The sequence below is a fragment of the Pantoea sp. Morm genome (genome assembly GCF_016643525.1).
Lineage (GTDB): Bacteria > Pseudomonadota > Gammaproteobacteria > Enterobacterales > Enterobacteriaceae > Pantoea > Pantoea dispersa.
On record NZ_VOQX01000087.1, the window covers coordinates 1 to 17,543 of the forward strand.

At 51.7% G+C, this 17,543-nt stretch carries 18 protein-coding genes, 1 pseudogene and 1 other annotated feature; of the genes and pseudogenes, 6 read left to right on the forward strand and 13 right to left on the reverse strand.

Features of this window, described 5'->3' with window-relative positions; all coding sequences use genetic code 11:
• The 5 genes and pseudogenes from FT726_RS21785 to FT726_RS21805 all read left to right on the forward strand — a co-directional run.
• Window positions 1–374 (forward strand): annotated as a pseudogene (locus FT726_RS21785) (NADP-dependent phosphogluconate dehydrogenase); the annotation flags it as partial.
• Window positions 375–450: 76 nt separating this feature from the next.
• The gene (locus FT726_RS21790; RefSeq protein WP_346303436.1) at window positions 451–1,059 is read left to right on the forward strand and encodes an acyltransferase family protein; all 609 of its coding nucleotides are present in this window, start codon (window positions 451–453) and stop codon (window positions 1,057–1,059) included.
• A gap of 510 nt (window positions 1,060–1,569) precedes the next feature.
• Complete coding sequence (locus FT726_RS21795; protein WP_288421933.1) at window positions 1,570–2,544, forward strand: glycosyltransferase family 2 protein; 975 nt, start codon at window positions 1,570–1,572, stop codon at window positions 2,542–2,544.
• A 1-nt stretch (window position 2,545) separates the two neighbouring features.
• Window positions 2,546–3,892 (forward strand): glycosyltransferase family 2 protein, encoded by a 1,347-nt coding sequence (locus FT726_RS21800; protein ID WP_288421931.1) that lies wholly within the window; start codon window positions 2,546–2,548, stop codon window positions 3,890–3,892.
• A gap of 49 nt (window positions 3,893–3,941) precedes the next feature.
• The gene (locus FT726_RS21805) at window positions 3,942–5,324 is read left to right on the forward strand and encodes a glycosyltransferase (RefSeq protein ID WP_288421929.1); all 1,383 of its coding nucleotides are present in this window, start codon (window positions 3,942–3,944) and stop codon (window positions 5,322–5,324) included.
• 98 nt (window positions 5,325–5,422) lie between these two features.
• Here the strand turns inward: FT726_RS21805 and FT726_RS21810 are convergent, their stop codons facing one another.
• The 12 genes from FT726_RS21810 to hisL form a co-directional block, all read right to left on the reverse strand.
• Window positions 5,423–6,538 carry a succinylglutamate desuccinylase/aspartoacylase family protein gene (locus FT726_RS21810; protein ID WP_346303437.1) on the reverse strand — a complete coding sequence of 372 codons (1,116 nt, stop codon included), beginning with the start codon at window positions 6,536–6,538 and terminating at the stop codon, window positions 5,423–5,425.
• A gap of 112 nt (window positions 6,539–6,650) precedes the next feature.
• Window positions 6,651–7,448: an ABC transporter substrate-binding protein gene (locus FT726_RS21815; protein WP_288421927.1), complete on the reverse strand. Its 798-nt coding sequence runs from the start codon at window positions 7,446–7,448 to the stop codon at window positions 6,651–6,653.
• A gap of 66 nt (window positions 7,449–7,514) precedes the next feature.
• A complete protein-coding gene (locus FT726_RS21820; protein ID WP_072209928.1) occupies window positions 7,515–7,991 on the reverse strand; it encodes a YbaK/prolyl-tRNA synthetase associated domain-containing protein in 477 nt (158 codons plus the stop codon).
• 105 nt (window positions 7,992–8,096) lie between these two features.
• The gene (hisIE, locus tag FT726_RS21825) at window positions 8,097–8,708 is read right to left on the reverse strand and encodes a bifunctional phosphoribosyl-AMP cyclohydrolase/phosphoribosyl-ATP diphosphatase HisIE (protein ID WP_021509350.1); all 612 of its coding nucleotides are present in this window, start codon (window positions 8,706–8,708) and stop codon (window positions 8,097–8,099) included.
• A complete protein-coding gene (gene hisF / locus FT726_RS21830; RefSeq protein WP_021509351.1) occupies window positions 8,702–9,478 on the reverse strand; it encodes an imidazole glycerol phosphate synthase subunit HisF in 777 nt (258 codons plus the stop codon). The genes hisIE and hisF overlap by 7 nt, the downstream gene beginning before the upstream one ends.
• Window positions 9,460–10,197 (reverse strand): 1-(5-phosphoribosyl)-5-[(5-phosphoribosylamino)methylideneamino]imidazole-4-carboxamide isomerase, encoded by a 738-nt coding sequence (hisA, locus tag FT726_RS21835; RefSeq protein WP_346303438.1) that lies wholly within the window; start codon window positions 10,195–10,197, stop codon window positions 9,460–9,462. Before hisA ends, hisF begins: the two co-directional genes overlap by 19 nt.
• Entirely contained in the window at window positions 10,197–10,787 is a 591-nt protein-coding gene (gene hisH / locus FT726_RS21840; RefSeq protein ID WP_010617671.1) for an imidazole glycerol phosphate synthase subunit HisH, read from the reverse strand. Before hisH ends, hisA begins: the two co-directional genes overlap by 1 nt.
• Window positions 10,787–11,854, reverse strand: coding sequence for a bifunctional histidinol-phosphatase/imidazoleglycerol-phosphate dehydratase HisB (gene hisB, locus FT726_RS21845; protein WP_021509354.1), 1,068 nt, complete (start codon window positions 11,852–11,854; stop codon window positions 10,787–10,789). Before hisB ends, hisH begins: the two co-directional genes overlap by 1 nt.
• Window positions 11,851–12,927: a histidinol-phosphate transaminase gene (gene hisC / locus FT726_RS21850; protein WP_132466787.1), complete on the reverse strand. Its 1,077-nt coding sequence runs from the start codon at window positions 12,925–12,927 to the stop codon at window positions 11,851–11,853. The genes hisB and hisC overlap by 4 nt, the downstream gene beginning before the upstream one ends.
• Window positions 12,924–14,231 (reverse strand): histidinol dehydrogenase, encoded by a 1,308-nt coding sequence (gene hisD, locus FT726_RS21855; protein WP_346303439.1) that lies wholly within the window; start codon window positions 14,229–14,231, stop codon window positions 12,924–12,926. Before hisD ends, hisC begins: the two co-directional genes overlap by 4 nt.
• Before the next feature lie 3 nt (window positions 14,232–14,234).
• Window positions 14,235–15,134, reverse strand: coding sequence for an ATP phosphoribosyltransferase (hisG, locus tag FT726_RS21860; protein ID WP_031280070.1), 900 nt, complete (start codon window positions 15,132–15,134; stop codon window positions 14,235–14,237).
• A 54-nt stretch (window positions 15,135–15,188) separates the two neighbouring features.
• Window positions 15,189–15,310 (reverse strand) — a sequence feature (His leader region).
• Window positions 15,286–15,333: a his operon leader peptide gene (gene hisL, locus FT726_RS21865; RefSeq protein WP_100396937.1), complete on the reverse strand. Its 48-nt coding sequence runs from the start codon at window positions 15,331–15,333 to the stop codon at window positions 15,286–15,288. It overlaps the preceding feature by 25 nt.
• 180 nt (window positions 15,334–15,513) lie before the next feature.
• Here hisL and FT726_RS21870 point away from each other — a divergent pair, with 180 nt between their 5' ends.
• On the forward strand, window positions 15,514–16,341 hold the full coding sequence (locus tag FT726_RS21870; protein WP_288421914.1) for an SDR family oxidoreductase: 828 nt from the start codon (window positions 15,514–15,516) through the stop codon (window positions 16,339–16,341).
• A 162-nt stretch (window positions 16,342–16,503) separates the two neighbouring features.
• Here FT726_RS21870 and FT726_RS21875 read toward each other — a convergent pair.
• Window positions 16,504–17,543, reverse strand: a 1,040-nt coding sequence (locus FT726_RS21875) for an FAD-binding oxidoreductase (RefSeq protein ID WP_346303440.1), incomplete at its 5' end; no start/stop codon positions are given.

Consider the following 17,543-nt stretch of genomic DNA (forward strand, 5'->3'; position numbering starts at 1 on the left):
ACAACTGGGATCTGCATTACGGTGAAATCGCGAAGATCTTCCGTGCTGGCTGCATCATCCGTGCACAGTTCCTGCAGAAAATTACTGATGCTTATGCGACCGATGCTAACATCGCAAACCTGCTGCTGGATCCCTACTTCAAAAACATCGCTGATGAATATCAGCAGGCGCTGCGTGATGTTGTCTCTTATGCCATCCAGAACGGTATTCCAACGCCAACCTTCTCAGCGGCAATTGCATACTACGATAGCTATCGCTCAGAAGTGCTGCCTGCCAACCTGATTCAGGCGCAGCGCGACTACTTTGGTGCGCACACTTATAAGCGTATTGATAAAGACGGTGTATTCCATACCGAGTGGCTTGTAAATAATTAATTTCAGCAGTGTAATTAAGTTCCCTCAAATGAGGGAGCTTTTATTTATTATGATTCCTTTTACTTTTTGGTGAAAAATGAGAAAAATTTCTTACCTCGAGGGTTTAAGAGGTATATGTTGTTTTATTGTGATATTAGATCACTGCATTAATACTTTCAAACCTGACTTAAGATTCACTGGACTTAGTGATACAGGTGGAGTAGTTAGACAACTCATTGCCTGGACTCCATTAAATATTATTTATAGCGGTATTGCGCCAGTATGTATTTTTTTTATACTAAGCGGTTTTGTATTAAGTATTAAATACAACAATACCAAAATGAATGATGTAATCTATCAAGGCGTCATAAAAAGATATCCTCGATTAATCTTCCCGATCTTGATTGCAATGTTATTAATGTACTTTGCATATGAAATTCTGGAAAGCTTTACAACTTTTAGCAATAGTTTGAGTTTTTCTAAAGCGATAACAGAGGCTATTTACACTGCGCCATTTTATCATGTGAATCTAACTAACTATGCTTTATGGACTATATCTTTTGAAATTTATGGTTCACTTCTTGTTTTTAGCTTGTTAGCCATTTTCGGTGAAAAAAGAGAAAGGTTGTTTTTTTATATACTGATTTTCTGTTTTTTATATTTAACTAACTCATTCTATTCATTATTCGTTTTGGGGTCATCTTAAGTGATATATATGTTAATAGGAACTATAGGATAATCCCTTCAATAAGAGTTGTGATATTTCTCATCGGATTAATACTTTCCACATCACCTTATCCGCGAAACGGCGTTGAAGTATACGGTGGTTTATATTCATACCTCAGACTTTTCAATGCACAAGATTACAATCAACTTTACCAAATGCTGATGTTAACTGGAAGTTCTTTAATTTTTATATCTATTCTTGGGTCCAGGTTTTTTGAGAAATTGTTCAACTTACGCCTTTTTCAGTATTTAGGAAAAATTTCATTCCCACTATATATCACTCATGTAACAGTATTATCGTGCGGAGCTTACTATGTTCAAAGCAACTTTCCCAAAGTTACAATAATTGACTTTATATTAATAAGTGCAGTAATGATTACGATTTGCTTTATGCTTTCCTCCCTTTTCGAAAAATACATTGATACTCCAGCAATTAAATTTGCAAATAAAATGGCTAAAAAGTTAAATTAAATCCTAGGTTGGTATTTCCATGAGTCAAGTAAAGATCTCAATAGTTATTCCTGTCTATAATGCTAGTAAATATATTGAGTGCACTTTAAATCATATTAAAAAAAGCATTGCTTCGTCATTCGAAATTATATTAGTTGATGATTATTCTTCAGATGATACCGTCAATAAAATTTTAGCTTGCACTAAAAATGATGAAAATGTGAAACTTATTACCCTTAAAAATAATGGAGGGCCAGGTATTGCAAGAGATGTTGGACTGTCTAATGCATCTGGTGAATATACTGTCTTTTTTGACAGTGATGATATAATGAAAAAAGGAGTCTTAGATAAAATAGTTTTCTATCTAGATGCCCATGGGATTGATGTGGCTATTACAAAATATGAAGTTGCTTTTGGTCGAGAAAAAAAAATACAACCCATGTGGGAAAATGATCAAGCTATATTTAAAAAAGCAATTGAAACCTATGGTGAAGTTATAGAACCTAAAACTTTTCCAGAAATCATAACAATAACTAATTATCCTTGGAATAAAGTGTGCAAAACGAGCTACTTACGAAAGAATGCTGTGAGCTTCGGTGCTTTAAGATTGCATGAAGATATCTATCCTCATTGGCTAATTATTATGAATGCTGGAAAAGTTTTTATATCCAAAGAGATATTTTGTAGTTATGTATTAGATCCAGAAGGTCATAATGTTACTAATAATAACTCTGAATTGAGAATGCAGTGTATAGATGCTGCTGAAGAAGTATTAAAAAAACTTGGATCTGATAAAAGTTTTGTTAATTATGAGAATGAATTTTGGTTTTTTGCAGCAGATGTTATTTCCTGGGCTTATGGCATAATTGCTGATGCACACAAACCTGATTTTAAAATTAAAGCAAATTTATTCTTTAAGAAAATACGCTTTAAAGTGCTGCAGAATATTTACCATAAGAATTTGTACTTACACAAGAATGTTTGTGATTTTCTGATGATGAAGCAAGGTAATTGAAATGACTCCTAAAATTTCCATTATTATAACCTCTTATAACATTGAGAATTATATATCTGAATGTTTAGACAATATTATTGACCAAACTATCAAAGACATTGAGATTATTGTTGTTGATGATGGTTCAAAAGATAAAACGCCTGAAATTATCATGGAGTATTCGAAGCGTGATCCTCGAATCGTTCCTATATTGAATCAACAAAACTCGATTGGAGGCGTAGCAACTCCTGCTAATATAGGTATAAACAAAGCGCAAGGTCAATACATCGGCTTCGCTGATGGAGATGATTTATATGATATCAATATGTTTGAAAAATTATTTCTTGCAGCAGAAAAACATAGCGCTGACGTAGTTCTTTGTGCATATGAAGAATTTGAAGGTGATGCAACAAACACAAATCCTCCATATGAGCCAGCTTGGTCTAACTTCGTCGGAATCGAATCTTTGGAAATTATCAATTCTAAAGATAAAAAAAGAATTTTAGACCTTTTGCCTGTTCCTTGGCGTAAATTATACAAAAGTGAATTATTAAAAGAAAAAAAAATATTATTTCCTGTAGGCCCCTATTTCTTTGAAGATAATGGATTTCATTGGTTTACCACTTTACAGGCTAATAAAGTTGCGTTTGTAGATGAGATACTTTGCTTACATCGCAGGAATCGTGTTGGACAAACAATGTCTTCTGGTGGGCATAAATTACTAGGTGTTTTTCATCAGCATGAAGTTATTTTTGATTATCTTTCAAAGAACAATTTATTTGATGAATATAGAGATTATTCTCTTAATTGGCTATGTGGGCATTTATCTTGGATTCAACAGGTGCTTTCACCTGAATATGCAAAGGACTTCTACGACACATTAATACCCCATTATGATAAATATTCGAAGAAAGAAGTGCAGAATTATTTAGCTGGAAAGTTTTATGATCGTAAATCATTAGAGCTAATAGTCGCTGTCATAAGAAAAAATCGGGATGCCTTTGTTAAAGCAATGACGGGTAAAGTGTCCTCTTCAATTAATGAAAAAATTATATTCAATTTTAATAAGTTAGGACCAAAGAAGTTTGCTGCGATGATTTTTCGTATAGCTAAACATCATATTTCTAGCCGGAAAGAAAGTATTAATCGTAATAAATCTCGAAAACAATCGCTTCAGGAACTGTCGAATGAAATAAATGTCATTAGACATGATATTGAATTGATTAAGGCAAAATTAGTAAACATTGAAGCTTCTAACTCTAATTTATCATCTGAAATAAATCATGGTGTCTTGCTTTTAGGAAAAAAACTTTCCGATATAGAACGAGTTGTTGAAACAGGCTTTATTCTGGCTGAGAGTAAAAAATAATTATTAAGGCATGTGTAAGCATGCCTTGATTTCTATAGGGTTATTATAGATGATACATAAAAACATCACATGCCAAATTTCAGTTGTTATGCCAGTTCATAATGCGGAAAGTTATTTATCTGAAGTTATCAAAAGTATTTTACAACAGACTTATCCAGACTTTGAGTTGATTGTTATTAATGATAACTCTGACGACAATACCCTTAATTTAATCAATGATTTTGCAAGGGAAGATCAAAGAATTAAAGTTATTTGCAATGAAAACAATCTGGGTGCTGGTGCTTCACGTAATTGTGGACTCGAAATCGCTAAAGGTAAATATGTTTTATTCTTAGATGATGATGACGTTGTTGATATCAGCATGTTTGAATGCTTATATACCACAGCTGAGTCTTTAGACCTGGATGTTTTGTGTTATCGATCCAATTTCATAAATTACAATTCTCGGGAAATAACTGAAACACCTTGGACTATCAGAAAAGATCTTTTACCTACTGAAGAGGTTTTTTCAGGGAGTCAAATTAAACAAGATTTCTTTAGAGCATTTATTTGGTGGCCTTGGGATAAATTTTTCAGAAGAAATTTTATAATCTCCACAAATGTCAGGTTTCAGGAAATACGCACTAGTAATGATTTGGCTTTTACAGCAACGCAGGTTTTGCTGGCAGAAAGAATTTCAGTGTTAGACAAGGTGTTAATTAGTCACACTGTTTCAAGGAGCGGATCTTTAGAGAACTCTAGAAATATTTCATATGAATGTGCGATTGAAGCTTTAATCAAGTTGAAAGAGAATTTGGAGATTTTTAACATTTTCCATAACCGACGCTCAGATTATATTAATTACTGCGTTTTCTTTATCCAGTGGAATGTGAATACTTTAAATGGCGAAGCTTATTTCTCTTTCTATAAATTATCTAAAGATTTCCTAATTTCTTTAAATATCATTGATAGTGAGCTTTATGATAAAGAATTACTACAATCCTATCATGATTTAATTGAGTTATCACCTGTTGACTATCTTTTTAAATTAAATTTTATTTTACAGAATGATTTAAATAAAGCTAATTCAGCTTTGCAAGAACTTGATGTATTACGCTCTGCTATTAATGAGTCGGTTTTATTTAACAAGGAGTTAATTGACGAAATTAAAATGCATAAAGCTTTTGAAGAATTAAATTTTTGCCTGGCTAATTACATTACGCACATACGACGTGTTAGTGCTAATGTCATTAATGATAGCATTTACAATTCATTGGTAGAGCGTTCATTTATTAATGGGGGTGATTTTGAAACTTCTTTAAAGGAAAACTTGAGTTTGTTTCCATCTTTGAATGTTGCGAGTTTGCAGCATATCAAGTTAGAGTTTGAGAACATACTCAAAGTTTTGTCTCTTTACAGGGAAAGAAATCAGGAGCTTGAAAATAAAAAATAGTTATTCAACGTTAAATAGGTCGCTATTGTAGCAACTAGTGACTTATTTAACGTGGTTATCATAATTATTTGATCTTTTATCTTAAAAAAATATTCACACTAAACAACCAGCAACTCCCCCTTACGTCCCGCATTCTCCCCCGCCAGCCTCACCACCAGCATGCCGGCCGTGACAAACTTGGTCAGGTTTCGTGCATACAGCACGCCGCCAAACTCAGCCACCAGCGGTGTCACGTAGTCATTGATCGGGTCGACAATCTCCGCCACCACTTCGCCCGCTTTAATCCACTCGCCTAACTTTCTGCGGTTCAGCAGCAGTCCGGAGTGTGGCGCGTGGATGTACTCACAGCCCGCCAGTTGCGTTGGCGCGTGGATCAGGGCAGGGGAGTCTCCGGTTTCTCCGGCAATATAACCCCCTTCAATCAGCGCATTGATAATCGCATCCGCATCCTTCTCCGCCTGTTCCGGCGATACATCGGCTACGCCGCGCAGTTCCAGCGTCACCGGCAGCAGGCCGCGCGGCATCGGGTAGTCCTTGCCAAAACGCTCAGCCAGTGTCAGCCAGGGTTCGCAGCAGGCCTCATCAAACGGCTCTCCGCCGGAGATTTGCGCCAGTAGCTGCACTTCACTGCCAAGCCAGCGCGCCAGTGGCTCAATTTCCGGCCAGGCGTGCGGTGTGGTGTAAAGATGCGGCAAGGCATCCCAGTCGCAGTGCAGGTCAATCATCAGGTCTGCCTGGCTGGCCATGCGCATCAGGGTGAAGCGCTGGGCCTCCAGTTCGCTTTTGGCGATGCGGTCGCGGTAGTGGCGATCGATGGCGTCGCGAATCAGTCGTTTGTTTTCATATTCACTCTGTGTCAGCGATCCCGCCAGTTCTGCCGCCAGCGTATCGCCCAGCGCCGGGAAGCGACGGTTAAAATCCTGACCAGAAAGAGTATGAAAACGTCCGAGGTGAGTGCCGTGCCAGTGTTGACCCAGCGCGAGCGGATTCGCGACCGGCACCAAAGTGACTTTGGCTTTCAGCTTGCCCGCCGACTCCAGCGCCAGCAGCTTCTGCTTGAGATACCACGCCACCGCCATGCCCGGCAGCTCATCGCCGTGCAGCGCCGCCTGAATATACACCCGCTGCTGTGAGTCGGTGCCGAAGTGGAAGCTGACAATTTCCCGCTGGGTGCCCAGCGTCGCGCTTAACAAAGGATGATGTTGTTGTTGCATAACGCAGTCGATGTCCTGTGTCTGGGGCACGCTCGTGGCCGCGCCGCATGAAATTGATGAAGGGAATTATAGTTCTGCTGGAAAAAGGGCGGCAAATGCGCCGCCCCATCGATCACGGCTTAATAGAGATATCCGTCGCAAAATATTTCTTCTGCAAGGAATCAAAGGTACCGTTCTTTTTGATTTCCGCGAAGGCGTTGTCCAGCGCGGTTTTTAATTCGGTGTCGCCTTTGCGCAGGCCGATGGCGGTGCCGGGGTCGATAATCGGATCCTGCACAATCGGGCCAGCCAGCTCGAAATCTTTGCCCTGCGGATGTTTCAGGAAGCCATTTGCGGCCTGTGCGGCATCGGTGAACACCACGTCAAGGCGTCCGGAAATCAGGTCGCTCTCGACCTGTGCCTGATCGCCATACGGCACCACGTTCACGCCGTGCGGCTGCCATTTTGCCAGCGCGTAGCGCTCCTGCACGGTGCCCTGTTCCACGCCCACGGTTTTGCCTTTCAGCGATTCCGCAGTGGGCAGCAGGCCGGAGCCTTTACGCGCAATCAGCTGGGTGTGGGTGTCATACAGCGGCACGGTGAAGTCGATCTGCTTCAGACGCTCTTCGGTGATACCCATATCCGACAGGATGGCGTCAAACTTACGCGCCTTCAGCGCCGGAATCATGCCATCAAACTGGCTCTCGACCCACACGCATTTGGCCTGCATCTGCGCGCACAGCGCATTGCCGAGGTCGATGTCAAACCCGACCAGCTTGCCCTGCGGCGTTTTGGATTCAAAAGGGGGATAGGTTGGATCAACGGCGAAGCGCACCTGATCGATTTTTGCCTGAGCGCCGAATGCGCAGCCTGCCAGCACAGCCAGTGCCAGTGTCTGGCGCAGACGGGCGGTAAAACGGGAACTTGCCATAGTTGCGGTCTTCTTTTGTCGTGATGATAAGTCATCGAGAGTACCGCTCAGCGTAGTGTATGGCAATTAGAGTATTATTTTCATCACGTTACCATTATGCAGTGCGCGGTAATCCTCCACCTGCAGTACCACCGACTTCTCCAGCAGCCCGGCGTTAAAGGCAATTTCGTCGTAGCGCTCGAACAGCAGCGGGTCCACTACCAGCTGTAAATCCGCATGAAAGCTAAACGGCGGAATCGCGCCAAACACGCAGCCGGTCAGCGCATCCACTTCAGCCGGCGAGGCCAGCGAGGCGCGCCGGCCACCGACGGCGGCTGCCACTTTACTCAGGTCGGCCTGCTGGTCGGCCGGTAGCACCGCGAGCACATGCTGTTTGATGCCGTTGCCCTTGACGTGACACACCAGCGCTTTGGCGCCTTGTCCCACTTCCGTGCCACGAATTGCGGCCACGGCTTCACATTTACCGGTCGCTTCATGCTCCATGAGTCGGTAACGGGCGTTGTGCTGATCGAGCAGGGCGAGCAGTTTTTCATGCGTGGTCATGAGGGGTTCCATTCTGATGAAGCGCAATTGATCGCACTCTTTTGCGAAGTATGCTGCTCAAAATCGAGCCAGAAAGCCCGTTTTGAGCAGCATGGCGCACAATTGTTACTTATGGCGTGCGCGCAGGTTGTTGATGATGGTGCTGAGGTCCAGCTCCTGATCCTGCAGCAGCACCAGCAGATGGTACAGCAGGTCGGAGGCTTCGTTAGTCAGTTCGTGGCGGTCATTGACGGTAGCGGCCAGCGCGGTCTCAACACCTTCTTCTCCCACCTTCTGTGCAATGCGCTTGGTGCCGCTGGCGTACAGCTTCGCCGTATAGGAGCTGGCCGGATCGGCGCTTTTACGCGAGGCCAGCAGCTGCTCCAGCTGATACAGGAACGTCCAGTCCGGTGCGGCAGGCGAAAAGCAGCTCGAAGTACCGAGATGGCAGGTGGGGCCAATCGGATTGGCCAGCACCAGCAGCGTGTCGTTATCGCAATCCGGCGTGATGCTGACCACTTTGAGGAAGTGACCCGACGTTTCGCCTTTGGTCCATAAACGGTTTTTGGTGCGGGAGAAGAAGGTGACGTTGCCGTCGGCCAGCGTCTTGTGCAGCGCGTCCTCGTTCATATAACCGTGCATCAGCACTTCGCCGGAGACGTTGTGCTGGACGATGACGGGCATCATGCCCGCGGTTTTGGCCCAGTCCAGTCTGGCCAGTTGTTCTGCAGTTAACACGCGCGAATCTCCACACCGTTGTCGATCAGGAAGTTTTTCAACTCGCCGATATTGATAATTTGTTTGTGAAACACCGAAGCCGCCAGCGCGCCGTCGACGTTTGCCTGCTCAAAGGCTTCGAGGAAGTGCGCCATGGTTCCTGCGCCGCCGGAGGCGATCAGCGGCACCTTACACACGTCACGCACCTTCTTCAGCTGCACCAGGTCGTAGCCGTTACGCACGCCGTCCTGATTCATCATATTCAGTACGATCTCACCAGCGCCCAGCTTCTGCACTTCCTCTACCCAGTCCAGCGTTTCCCACTGGGTAACGCGGGTGCGCGCTTCGTCGCCGGTATACTGATTGACGTGATACTTGCCGCTGGCTTCATCAAACCAGGTATCGATGCCCACCACGATGCACTGCACGCCGAAGCGGTCCGCCAGCCGGGTAATCAGCGTCGGATCGGCCAGCGCGGGTGAGTTGATGGAGATCTTATCTGCGCCAAACTGCAGAATGCGCGCCGCATCTTCCGGGGTTTTGATGCCCCCGGCGACGCAGAACGGAATATCGATCACTTCCGCCACGCGGGATACCCAGCTTTTATCTACCACGCGGCCGTCGGAAGAGGCGGTGATATCGTAAAACACCAGTTCGTCAGCGCCTTCCTGGGCATAGCGCTGCGCCAGCGGGACGATGTCGCCAATGATTTCGTGGTTGCGGAACTGCACGCCTTTCACTACTTGCCCGTCACGCACGTCCAGACAGGGGATTATCCGTTTTGCCAGCATGCAATTGCCTCCGCTACCGTAAATTTATCTTCCAGCAGGGCGCGACCGACAATCACACCCTGCGTACCGCTGTCGCGCAGGGCAGCGATATCATCCAGTGAACCGATGCCGCCGGAAGACTGAAACGCGATGTCCGGAAACGCCTGGGACACTTCCTGATACAGCGCCACGTTGGAACCGCTCAGCGTGCCGTCGCGCGAAATATCGGTGCACAGCACATGTTTGAGGCCCACCGGCTGATACCAGCCAATCACCTCTTCCAGCGTCACGCCTGCCGCTTCCTGCCAGCCGCTGATCGCCACTTCTTTGCGATTGCTGGCGTCAATGCGCACATCGAGCGCCAGCACAATGGCGTCGGCACCGAATTCGCTAAACCAGCCTTTCACTTCTTCCGGCTGCTTGACTGCGGTGGAGCCAACCACCACGCGCGTGGCGCCGGCTGCCAGCAGGGCGGCCACATCGTCACGATGACGAATACCGCCGCCAACCTGTACCGGCACGCTGACGCCGCATAAAAGCGTGGTCAGCAGCGGGATCTGGCGCTTTGCCGGATCTTTCGCCCCGGTCAAGTCCACCAGATGTAACACTTCCGCGCCCTGGCGTTCATAATCCTGCAGGCGCGGCAGGGGATCGTTGCCGTAATCGCGTTGCTGGCCGTAGTCGCCCTGATGCAGGCGCACCACTTTGCCGTCGATCAAATCTAATGCGGGGATAATCATCACATCTCCAGGAAGTTTTTCAGCAGCTGCGCGCCGGCTTTACCCGAGCGCTCCGGGTGGAACTGCACGCCGAAGAAGTTATCTTTCTGCAGGGCGGCGGTAAACGGCAGGCCATAGTCGCACTGGGCGATAGTGGCGGCATTCACCGGCATGGCGTAGCTGTGCACAAAGTAGAAGTAGCTGCCGTCCGGAATGTTGCGGAACAGGTGATTGCCGGCCTGCGCGGTGATCTGGTTCCAGCCCATGTGCGGCAGCGGTAAACCTTGGGTATCCATCAGCGATACCGGCTCATCAACGATGCCCAGCGTGCTGACGCCGCCGTTCTCATCGCTGCCGCGTCCGAGCAGCTGCATGCCGAGACAGATGCCGAGCACCGGCTGGGTGCAGGCTTTCACCAGCTCGATCAGCTCGCGCTCCTGCAGCTGGTCCATCGCCGCCCGCGCGGTACCGACGCCGGGCAGAAACAGTTTGTCGGCGCGCAGCACCACGTCCGGATCGCGGCTCACCGCAGGCGTGTAGCCGAGGCGCTCAATCGCCCACTTAACCGAAGAGAGGTTGGCGCAGCCGGTATCAAGAATCACCACGTTCATTACAGCACTCCTTTCGAGCTCGGCAGGGTGTTGCCCTCAACGCGAATCGCCTGACGCAGCGTGCGGCCAAAGGCTTTGAACAGGCTTTCTACGCGGTGATGATCGTTGCGGCCTTTGGTTTTCAGGTGCAGCGTGCTCATCATGGCGTACGACAGCGAGCGGAAGAAGTGCTCGACCATTTCGGTGCTCAGGTCGCCAACGCGCTGATAGCTGAACTCGGCTTTGTATTCGAGGTGCGGACGGCCGGAGATATCCAGCGCGCAGCGCGCAAGACACTCATCCATTGGCAGCACGAAGCCGAAGCGGCCGATGCCGCGCTTGTCGCCCAGCGCCTTCAGCAATGCTTCGCCCAGCGCCAGGCCGGTGTCTTCTACCGTGTGGTGATCGTCGATATACAGGTCGCCTTTCACCTCAATGTTCATGCGGAAGCCGCCGTGCACGGCGATCTGATCCAGCATGTGATCAAAGAAGCCGACGCCAGTGTTGATTTTGCTGCCGCCTTCGCGATCCAGCCACACTTCTACTTTAATCTGCGTCTCTTTGGTGTTGCGGTTCACCAGCGCGTGACGATCGCGTTTGGTCAGGCGCGCCTGAATCGCGTCCCAGTCTTCGCCTTCCGCACCGTAGCGCAGGCCCTGAATGCCCATGTTCTGCGCCAGCTGGATGTCGGTCAGACGGTCGCCAATCACATAGCTGTTGGCGGTATCCAGCGCGCCGTCGGCCAGCCAGGCTTCGACCATTTTGGTCTTTGGCTTGCGGCAGTCGCAGTTCTCTTCCGGCAGATGCGGGCAGATCAGAATGTCGCTGAAGTTCACGCCCTGGGAGCGCAGGATCTGCATCATCAGGTTGTGCGGGCCGTCAAAATCGGCCTGTGGGAAGCGCTCAGTGCCCAGGCCGTCCTGGTTGGTGATCATCACCAACTGATAACCCGCCTCCTGCAGCGCCAGCAGGGCCGGGATGGCGTTCTTCTCAAACGCCAGCTTCTCCATACGGTCCACCTGAAAATCCGTCGGCGGCTCAGAGATGAGGGTGCCATCGCGGTCGATAAAAAGGATCTTCTGACTCATGCTTGCTCCACAGATAAGGCTTGCAGCGCGGCGATCAGGCGCTCGCACTCTTCACGGGTGCCAATGGAGATGCGCAGACATCCCGCCAGGCCAGGGTTTTTGTTTTGGTCGCGCAGAATAATGCCCTGATCCCACAGCGTTTTAAACACTTTTGGCGAGTCGGTGAAGCGCGCCAGAATATAGTTGGTTTCGCTCGGGAAGACCTGCTGCACTACGCTCAGCTGCGGCAGCTGTTCGCACAGCCAGGCGCGGTTGTCGTTAAGCTGCTGCGCGTGCTGACGCATCAGCGCGATGCCTTGCTCGCTCAGCGCCTGCGCTGCCACGTCGGCCACCGGCGTCGCCAGCGGGTAAGGTGCAATCACCTTCAGCAACAGATCGATCACCGGCTTGTTGCCCAGCGTAAAGCCGCAGCGCAGGCCAGCCAGCGCAAAGGCTTTCGACAGCGTGCGCAGAATCACCAGGTGCGGGAACTCCTGCAGCCAGCCGGCCAGCGTTGCTTGCGGGCAGAACTCGATATAGGCTTCGTCGGCCACCACCAGCGCTTTGCCGGCGGTCATCGCCAGCAGCTGGCGGATGTCATCCTGATCAATCAGATTGCCGGTCGGGTTGTTCGGGCTGCACATGTACACCACTTTCACGCCGTCCAGCTGGTCCGCAATGGCGGGCAGATTGAGCTGCCAGTTATCCAGTGCCGGCACGGTGCGGTACTCAATACCGATGGTTTCGGCGCTGACGCTGTACATGCCGTAGGTCGGCGGGCAGAACAGAATGGCGTCCTTGCCCGGTTCGCAGAAGGCGCGCATCAGCAGCTCAATCCCTTCATCCGCCCCGCGGCTCACCAGCACCTGCTCCGGCTGGACGCCGGCATAGGCGGCGTAGCGCGAAATGACTAATTTGGGCTGACACTCCGGATAGCGGTTCAGCGTCTGCTGCGACAGTTCAAACGGCACCGGCAGCGGAAATTCGTTCGCATTCAGCCATACATCACCGTTGCCACCGAGGCGACGAGCAGACTGATAGGGCGTCAGCGCGCGCACGTTGGCGCGGGCTAAATCTTCAACGTTGTTGCTCATGCTTGCTCCTTCAGGGCGGCGACGCGCAGGGTCACGGCATTTTTGTGCGCGTCCAGCTGTTCCGCGGCGGCGAGGGTTTCAATGGTGGCGGCGAGGTTGAGGAAGCCCTGCGGCGTCAGCTCCTGTACCGTCATGCGTTTCTGGAAATCGGCCAGCCCAAGGCTGGAGCAGGTCGCGGTGTAGCCATAGGTCGGCAGCACGTGGTTAGTGCCGGAGGCATAATCACCGGCGGACTCCGGCGACCAGTCGCCGAGGAACACCGAACCGGCGCTGGTGATCTCCTCAACCAGCGCGCGCGGCTGGCGCGTCTGAATAATCAGGTGCTCCGGGCCGTACTGATTGGAGATTTCCACGCACTGCGCCAGATCCTGCGCCACAATCAGGCGGCTGCTCTCCAGCGCCTGACGGGCCGTGGCGGCACGCGGCAGCTGCACCAGCTGTTGTTCAACCGCCAGCGCCACGCCTTCGGCCAGCTGCCGTGAAGGCGTCAGCAGGATCACCTGGGAATCCGGACCGTGTTCGGCCTGCGACAGCAAATCTGAAGCGACAAACGCCGGCGTCGCGCCTTCGTCGGCAATCACCAGCACTTCAGACGGACCGGCAGGCATGTCGATCGCTGCGCCGTCGAGACGCTGGCTGACCTGGCGTTTTGCTTCGGTCACGTACGCGTTGCCCGGGCCAAAAATCTTGTCCACTTTCGGCACGCTTTCTGTGCCGAAGGCGAGGGCGGCAATCGCCTGCGCGCCGCCGACCTGAAACACTTCCTGCACGCCGCACAGCTGCGCCGCGTAGAGAATTTCATCGGCAATCGGCGGCGGCGAGCACAGTACCACACGGCCGCAGCCGGCAATGCGCGCCGGCGTTGCCAGCATCAGCACGGTAGAGAACAGCGGCGCCGAGCCGCCAGGAATATACAGGCCGACCGACTTCACCGGACGGGTGATCTGCTGGCAGCGCACGCCCGGCTGGGTTTCCACGTCCACCGGCGGCAGAATCTGCGCGTTGTGGAAGGTTTCGATATTCGCCATGGCGTCTGCCATCGCCTGCTTTAAATTGTCGCTCAGCCGCTCGCCGGCCGCCTGCATCTCAGCGGCGGACACGCGCAGATTCTCCACCTGGGCTTTGTCGAAGCGCGCGCTAAACGCCCGCAGCGCCGCGTCGCCCTGCTGTTTCACCTGCACCAGCACGTCCTGCACGGTGGCGCTGATGCTGGCCGATGCCGAGATTGCCGGACGCTGCAGCAGTGCCTGCTGCTGGTCGGCACTGCACGCCTGCCAGTCGATAGGTTGCATGATTGCGCTCATCGGTTACTCCAGCATTTTTTCAATTGGCAGCACGAGGATCGAACTGGCGCCCAGCGCCTTCAGTTTTTCCATGGTTTCCCAGAACAGCGTTTCGCTGCTCACCATGTGCATCGCCACGCGGCTCACTTCACCGGCCAGCGGCAGCACGGTAGGGCGCTCGGCACCCGGCAGCAGGGCGATAACTTCTTCCAGCCGCTCGCTCGGCGCGTGCAGCATGATGTATTTGGATTCACGCGCTTTAATCACGCCCTGAATACGCGTCATCAGCGTGTCCACCAACTGCTGTTTCGCCGCTGGCAGTTCGCCATCGCGCTGAATCAGCACCGCTTTAGAGCGGTAAATCACCTCAACTTCACGCAGGCCGTTGGCTTCCAGCGTGGCGCCGGTAGACACCAGGTCGCAAATGGCATCGGCCAGACCGGCGCGCGGTGCCACTTCAACGGAGCCGTTCAGCAGGCAGGATTTAAACGCGATGCCTTGTTTATCGAGGTATTTCTTCAGCAGGTGCGGGTAAGAGGTGGCGATACGGGCATTATTCAGGCATTGCGGACCGGTGTACTCGGCATCGACTGGCATTGCCAGTGACAGGCGGCAACCGCCAAAATCGAGGCGGCGCAGCGTAAAGTAGCGCGGGTCTTCGCCCTGTGCACGGCGCGTCAGCAGCTCCTCTTCCAGCACGTTTTCGCCAACGATACCGAGGTCGACCACGCCATCCATCACCAGGCCAGGGATATCGTCATCGCGCACGCGCAGGATGTCGATTGGCATGTTCTCCGCAAACGCAATCAGACGCTGCTGCTGAAGGTTAATTTTAATACCGCAGCGTGCCAGCAGTTCGCGTGATTCATCACTTAAACGGCCAGATTTCTGCATAGCTATGCGTAAACGGGTGTTATCTAACATGGTTCCTGTCCTCTTATTCAATCCTGTCTGAAGCGTCTTGGGTTGCGTTCGCCCATAAAAAAACCCCCGGAAGGTGATCTTCCGGGGGCTCTCTTTGCGCTCGCACCACTGGAAGATCCTAAACGTCTTCCAGCACACATCGCCTGAAAGACTAGTCAGGGTGATGGTGATGATGGTGGTTGAACTGAACGCGTGTCATAAAAAATTCCGTTGCTGAATGAGTATTCATTTGCGTGCTGATTAACCTAACGAAGATGGCGGCGCTTGGCAACCCTTTTTTAACGTCAGTTTTCGCAACCTTCGGCAACAGTTTGCGCTGGTCTGGCTGGCGCGCTGGCACTAAGATGGGGTGTCTTAGCGCGGGAGAGCAGGAGTCGATATGAAAAAGGTGGCGATTGTAGGTCTGGGATGGCTGGGAATGCCGCTGGCGATGGCGCTGTCAGCGCGCGGCTGGCAGGTGACCGGCAGCAAAACCTCACCGGATGGCGTCGATGCGGCGCGCCGCTGTGGTATTGATGCGTTTCAGCTGGTGCTGTCACCGGAGCTGGAGTGTGAAGCAGATGATTTGGCCGCACTGATGGCGGTGGATGCGCTGGTGGTGACGCTGCCTGCCAGCCGCACCGTGCAGGGCGGCGAAGATTACATGCAGGCGGTGCAGAACGTGGTCGACACCGCGCTGGCGAATAGAGTGCCGCGCATCATCTTTACCAGCTCTACCTCGGTGTACGGCAGCGGCGACGGCGTGAGAAAAGAGAGCAGTGCGCTGCAGCCGGAGACGGTGGCAGGCAAAACGCTGGTGGAGCTGGAAAACTGGCTGCATGACCTGCCGGGCACCAGCGTGGATATTGTGCGTCTCGCCGGCCTGGTCGGCCCGAACCGTCATCCGGGGCGTTTCCTCGCCGGTAAAACCAACCTGGAAAACGGCGCGCACGCGGTGAACCTGGTGCATCTTGATGATGTGGTCGACGCGATTGTGCTGCTGCTGCAAACGCCTAAGGGCGGGCACGTTTACAACCTGTGCGCCCCGAAACATCCGTCACGCGACAGTTTCTATCCGAGCGTGTCGAAGCAGTTAGGCCTGGTGCCACCGACGTTTGTTGCCGAGCCGGTGCGCGCCAGCGGCAAGGTGATTGACGGTTCGAAGATTTGTCACGAGCTGGGGTTTGAGTACAGCTACGATGACCCGATGAAGATGCCGCTGGAGTAGGGGCGGTGCGGGGTTGCCCTCACCCTAACCCTCTCCCGCCCGCGGGAGAGGGAACCGCCCCAGCGCGCATTCCTGGTACTGCTCCCGGCTTAAATAAAGGCACCATCCTTCTCCCTCTCCCCGTGGGAGAGGGCCGGGGTGAGGGCAGCAAACCGCACCCACCTAAACCCCCAGCCGATCCCTTAACGCATACCAGGCCGCGCCCATCGCCGTCAGTGGCACCTTAAAGCGTCTTCCGCCAGGAAACGGCAGGTGCGGCAGCTTTGCAAACGCATCAAACCGCTCTGCATGGCCGCGCAACACTTCGGCGATCAGCTTGCCGGAGAGGTGCGTACAGGTCACGCCATGTCCGCTATCACCCTGCATAAAGAAAACATTCTTCTCCAGCTGACCAAACTGCGGCATGCGCGACAGCGTGAGCAGGAAGTTACCGCTCCAGCGATGGCTGATCTTCACATCGCGCAGCTGCGGAAAGGTGCGCAGCAGCTTGGGCCGGATCAACGCCTCGATGTCTTCCGGTTCGCGCGCCCCATACACCACGCCGCCGCCGTACAGCAGGCGGTTGTCGGCAGTCAGGCGGAAGTAATCCAGCAGATAGTTACAATCTTCCACACAATGGTTATTGGGCATCAGCCCCAGCGCCTGATCGCGGCTCAGCGGCTCGGTGGTGACGATCTGCGAGCCACACGGCATGCTTTTGCGCCCCAGTCGCGGTTCCAGTTGCGACGGCAGATAGGCGTTGCCGGCAAAAATCACAAAGGTGGCGCTGACTTCACCCTGCGCGGTTTTGACCCGGTTGGGTGCGCCGTAGGTCACTGCCAGCGCCGCCGACTGCTCATATATACGGCCGCCGTGCCGGCGAATCGCCTCGGCTTCACCTAACGCCAGATTGAGCGGGTGCAGATGGCCGCCACGCCGGTCCAGCAGGCCGCCGACGTAACGGTCGGTGGCCACTTCACGGCGGATGCCGCGCTCGTCCAGCAGCTCCAGATCGCTATTGCCGTAGCGTGCCCAGCTGGCCTGCTGGCTGCGCAGATGCCCCATCTGGCGCTGATTGAGCGCTGCGAAAATGCCGCCGGGGCGATAGTCGCAGGCGATGGCGTAACGATCGATGCGGTCGCGGATAATCTCCGCCCCTTCGAACATCATGCTGCCCAGCATCTGCGCAGTCTGTTTGCCGTAGCGCTGCTCAATCACATCGA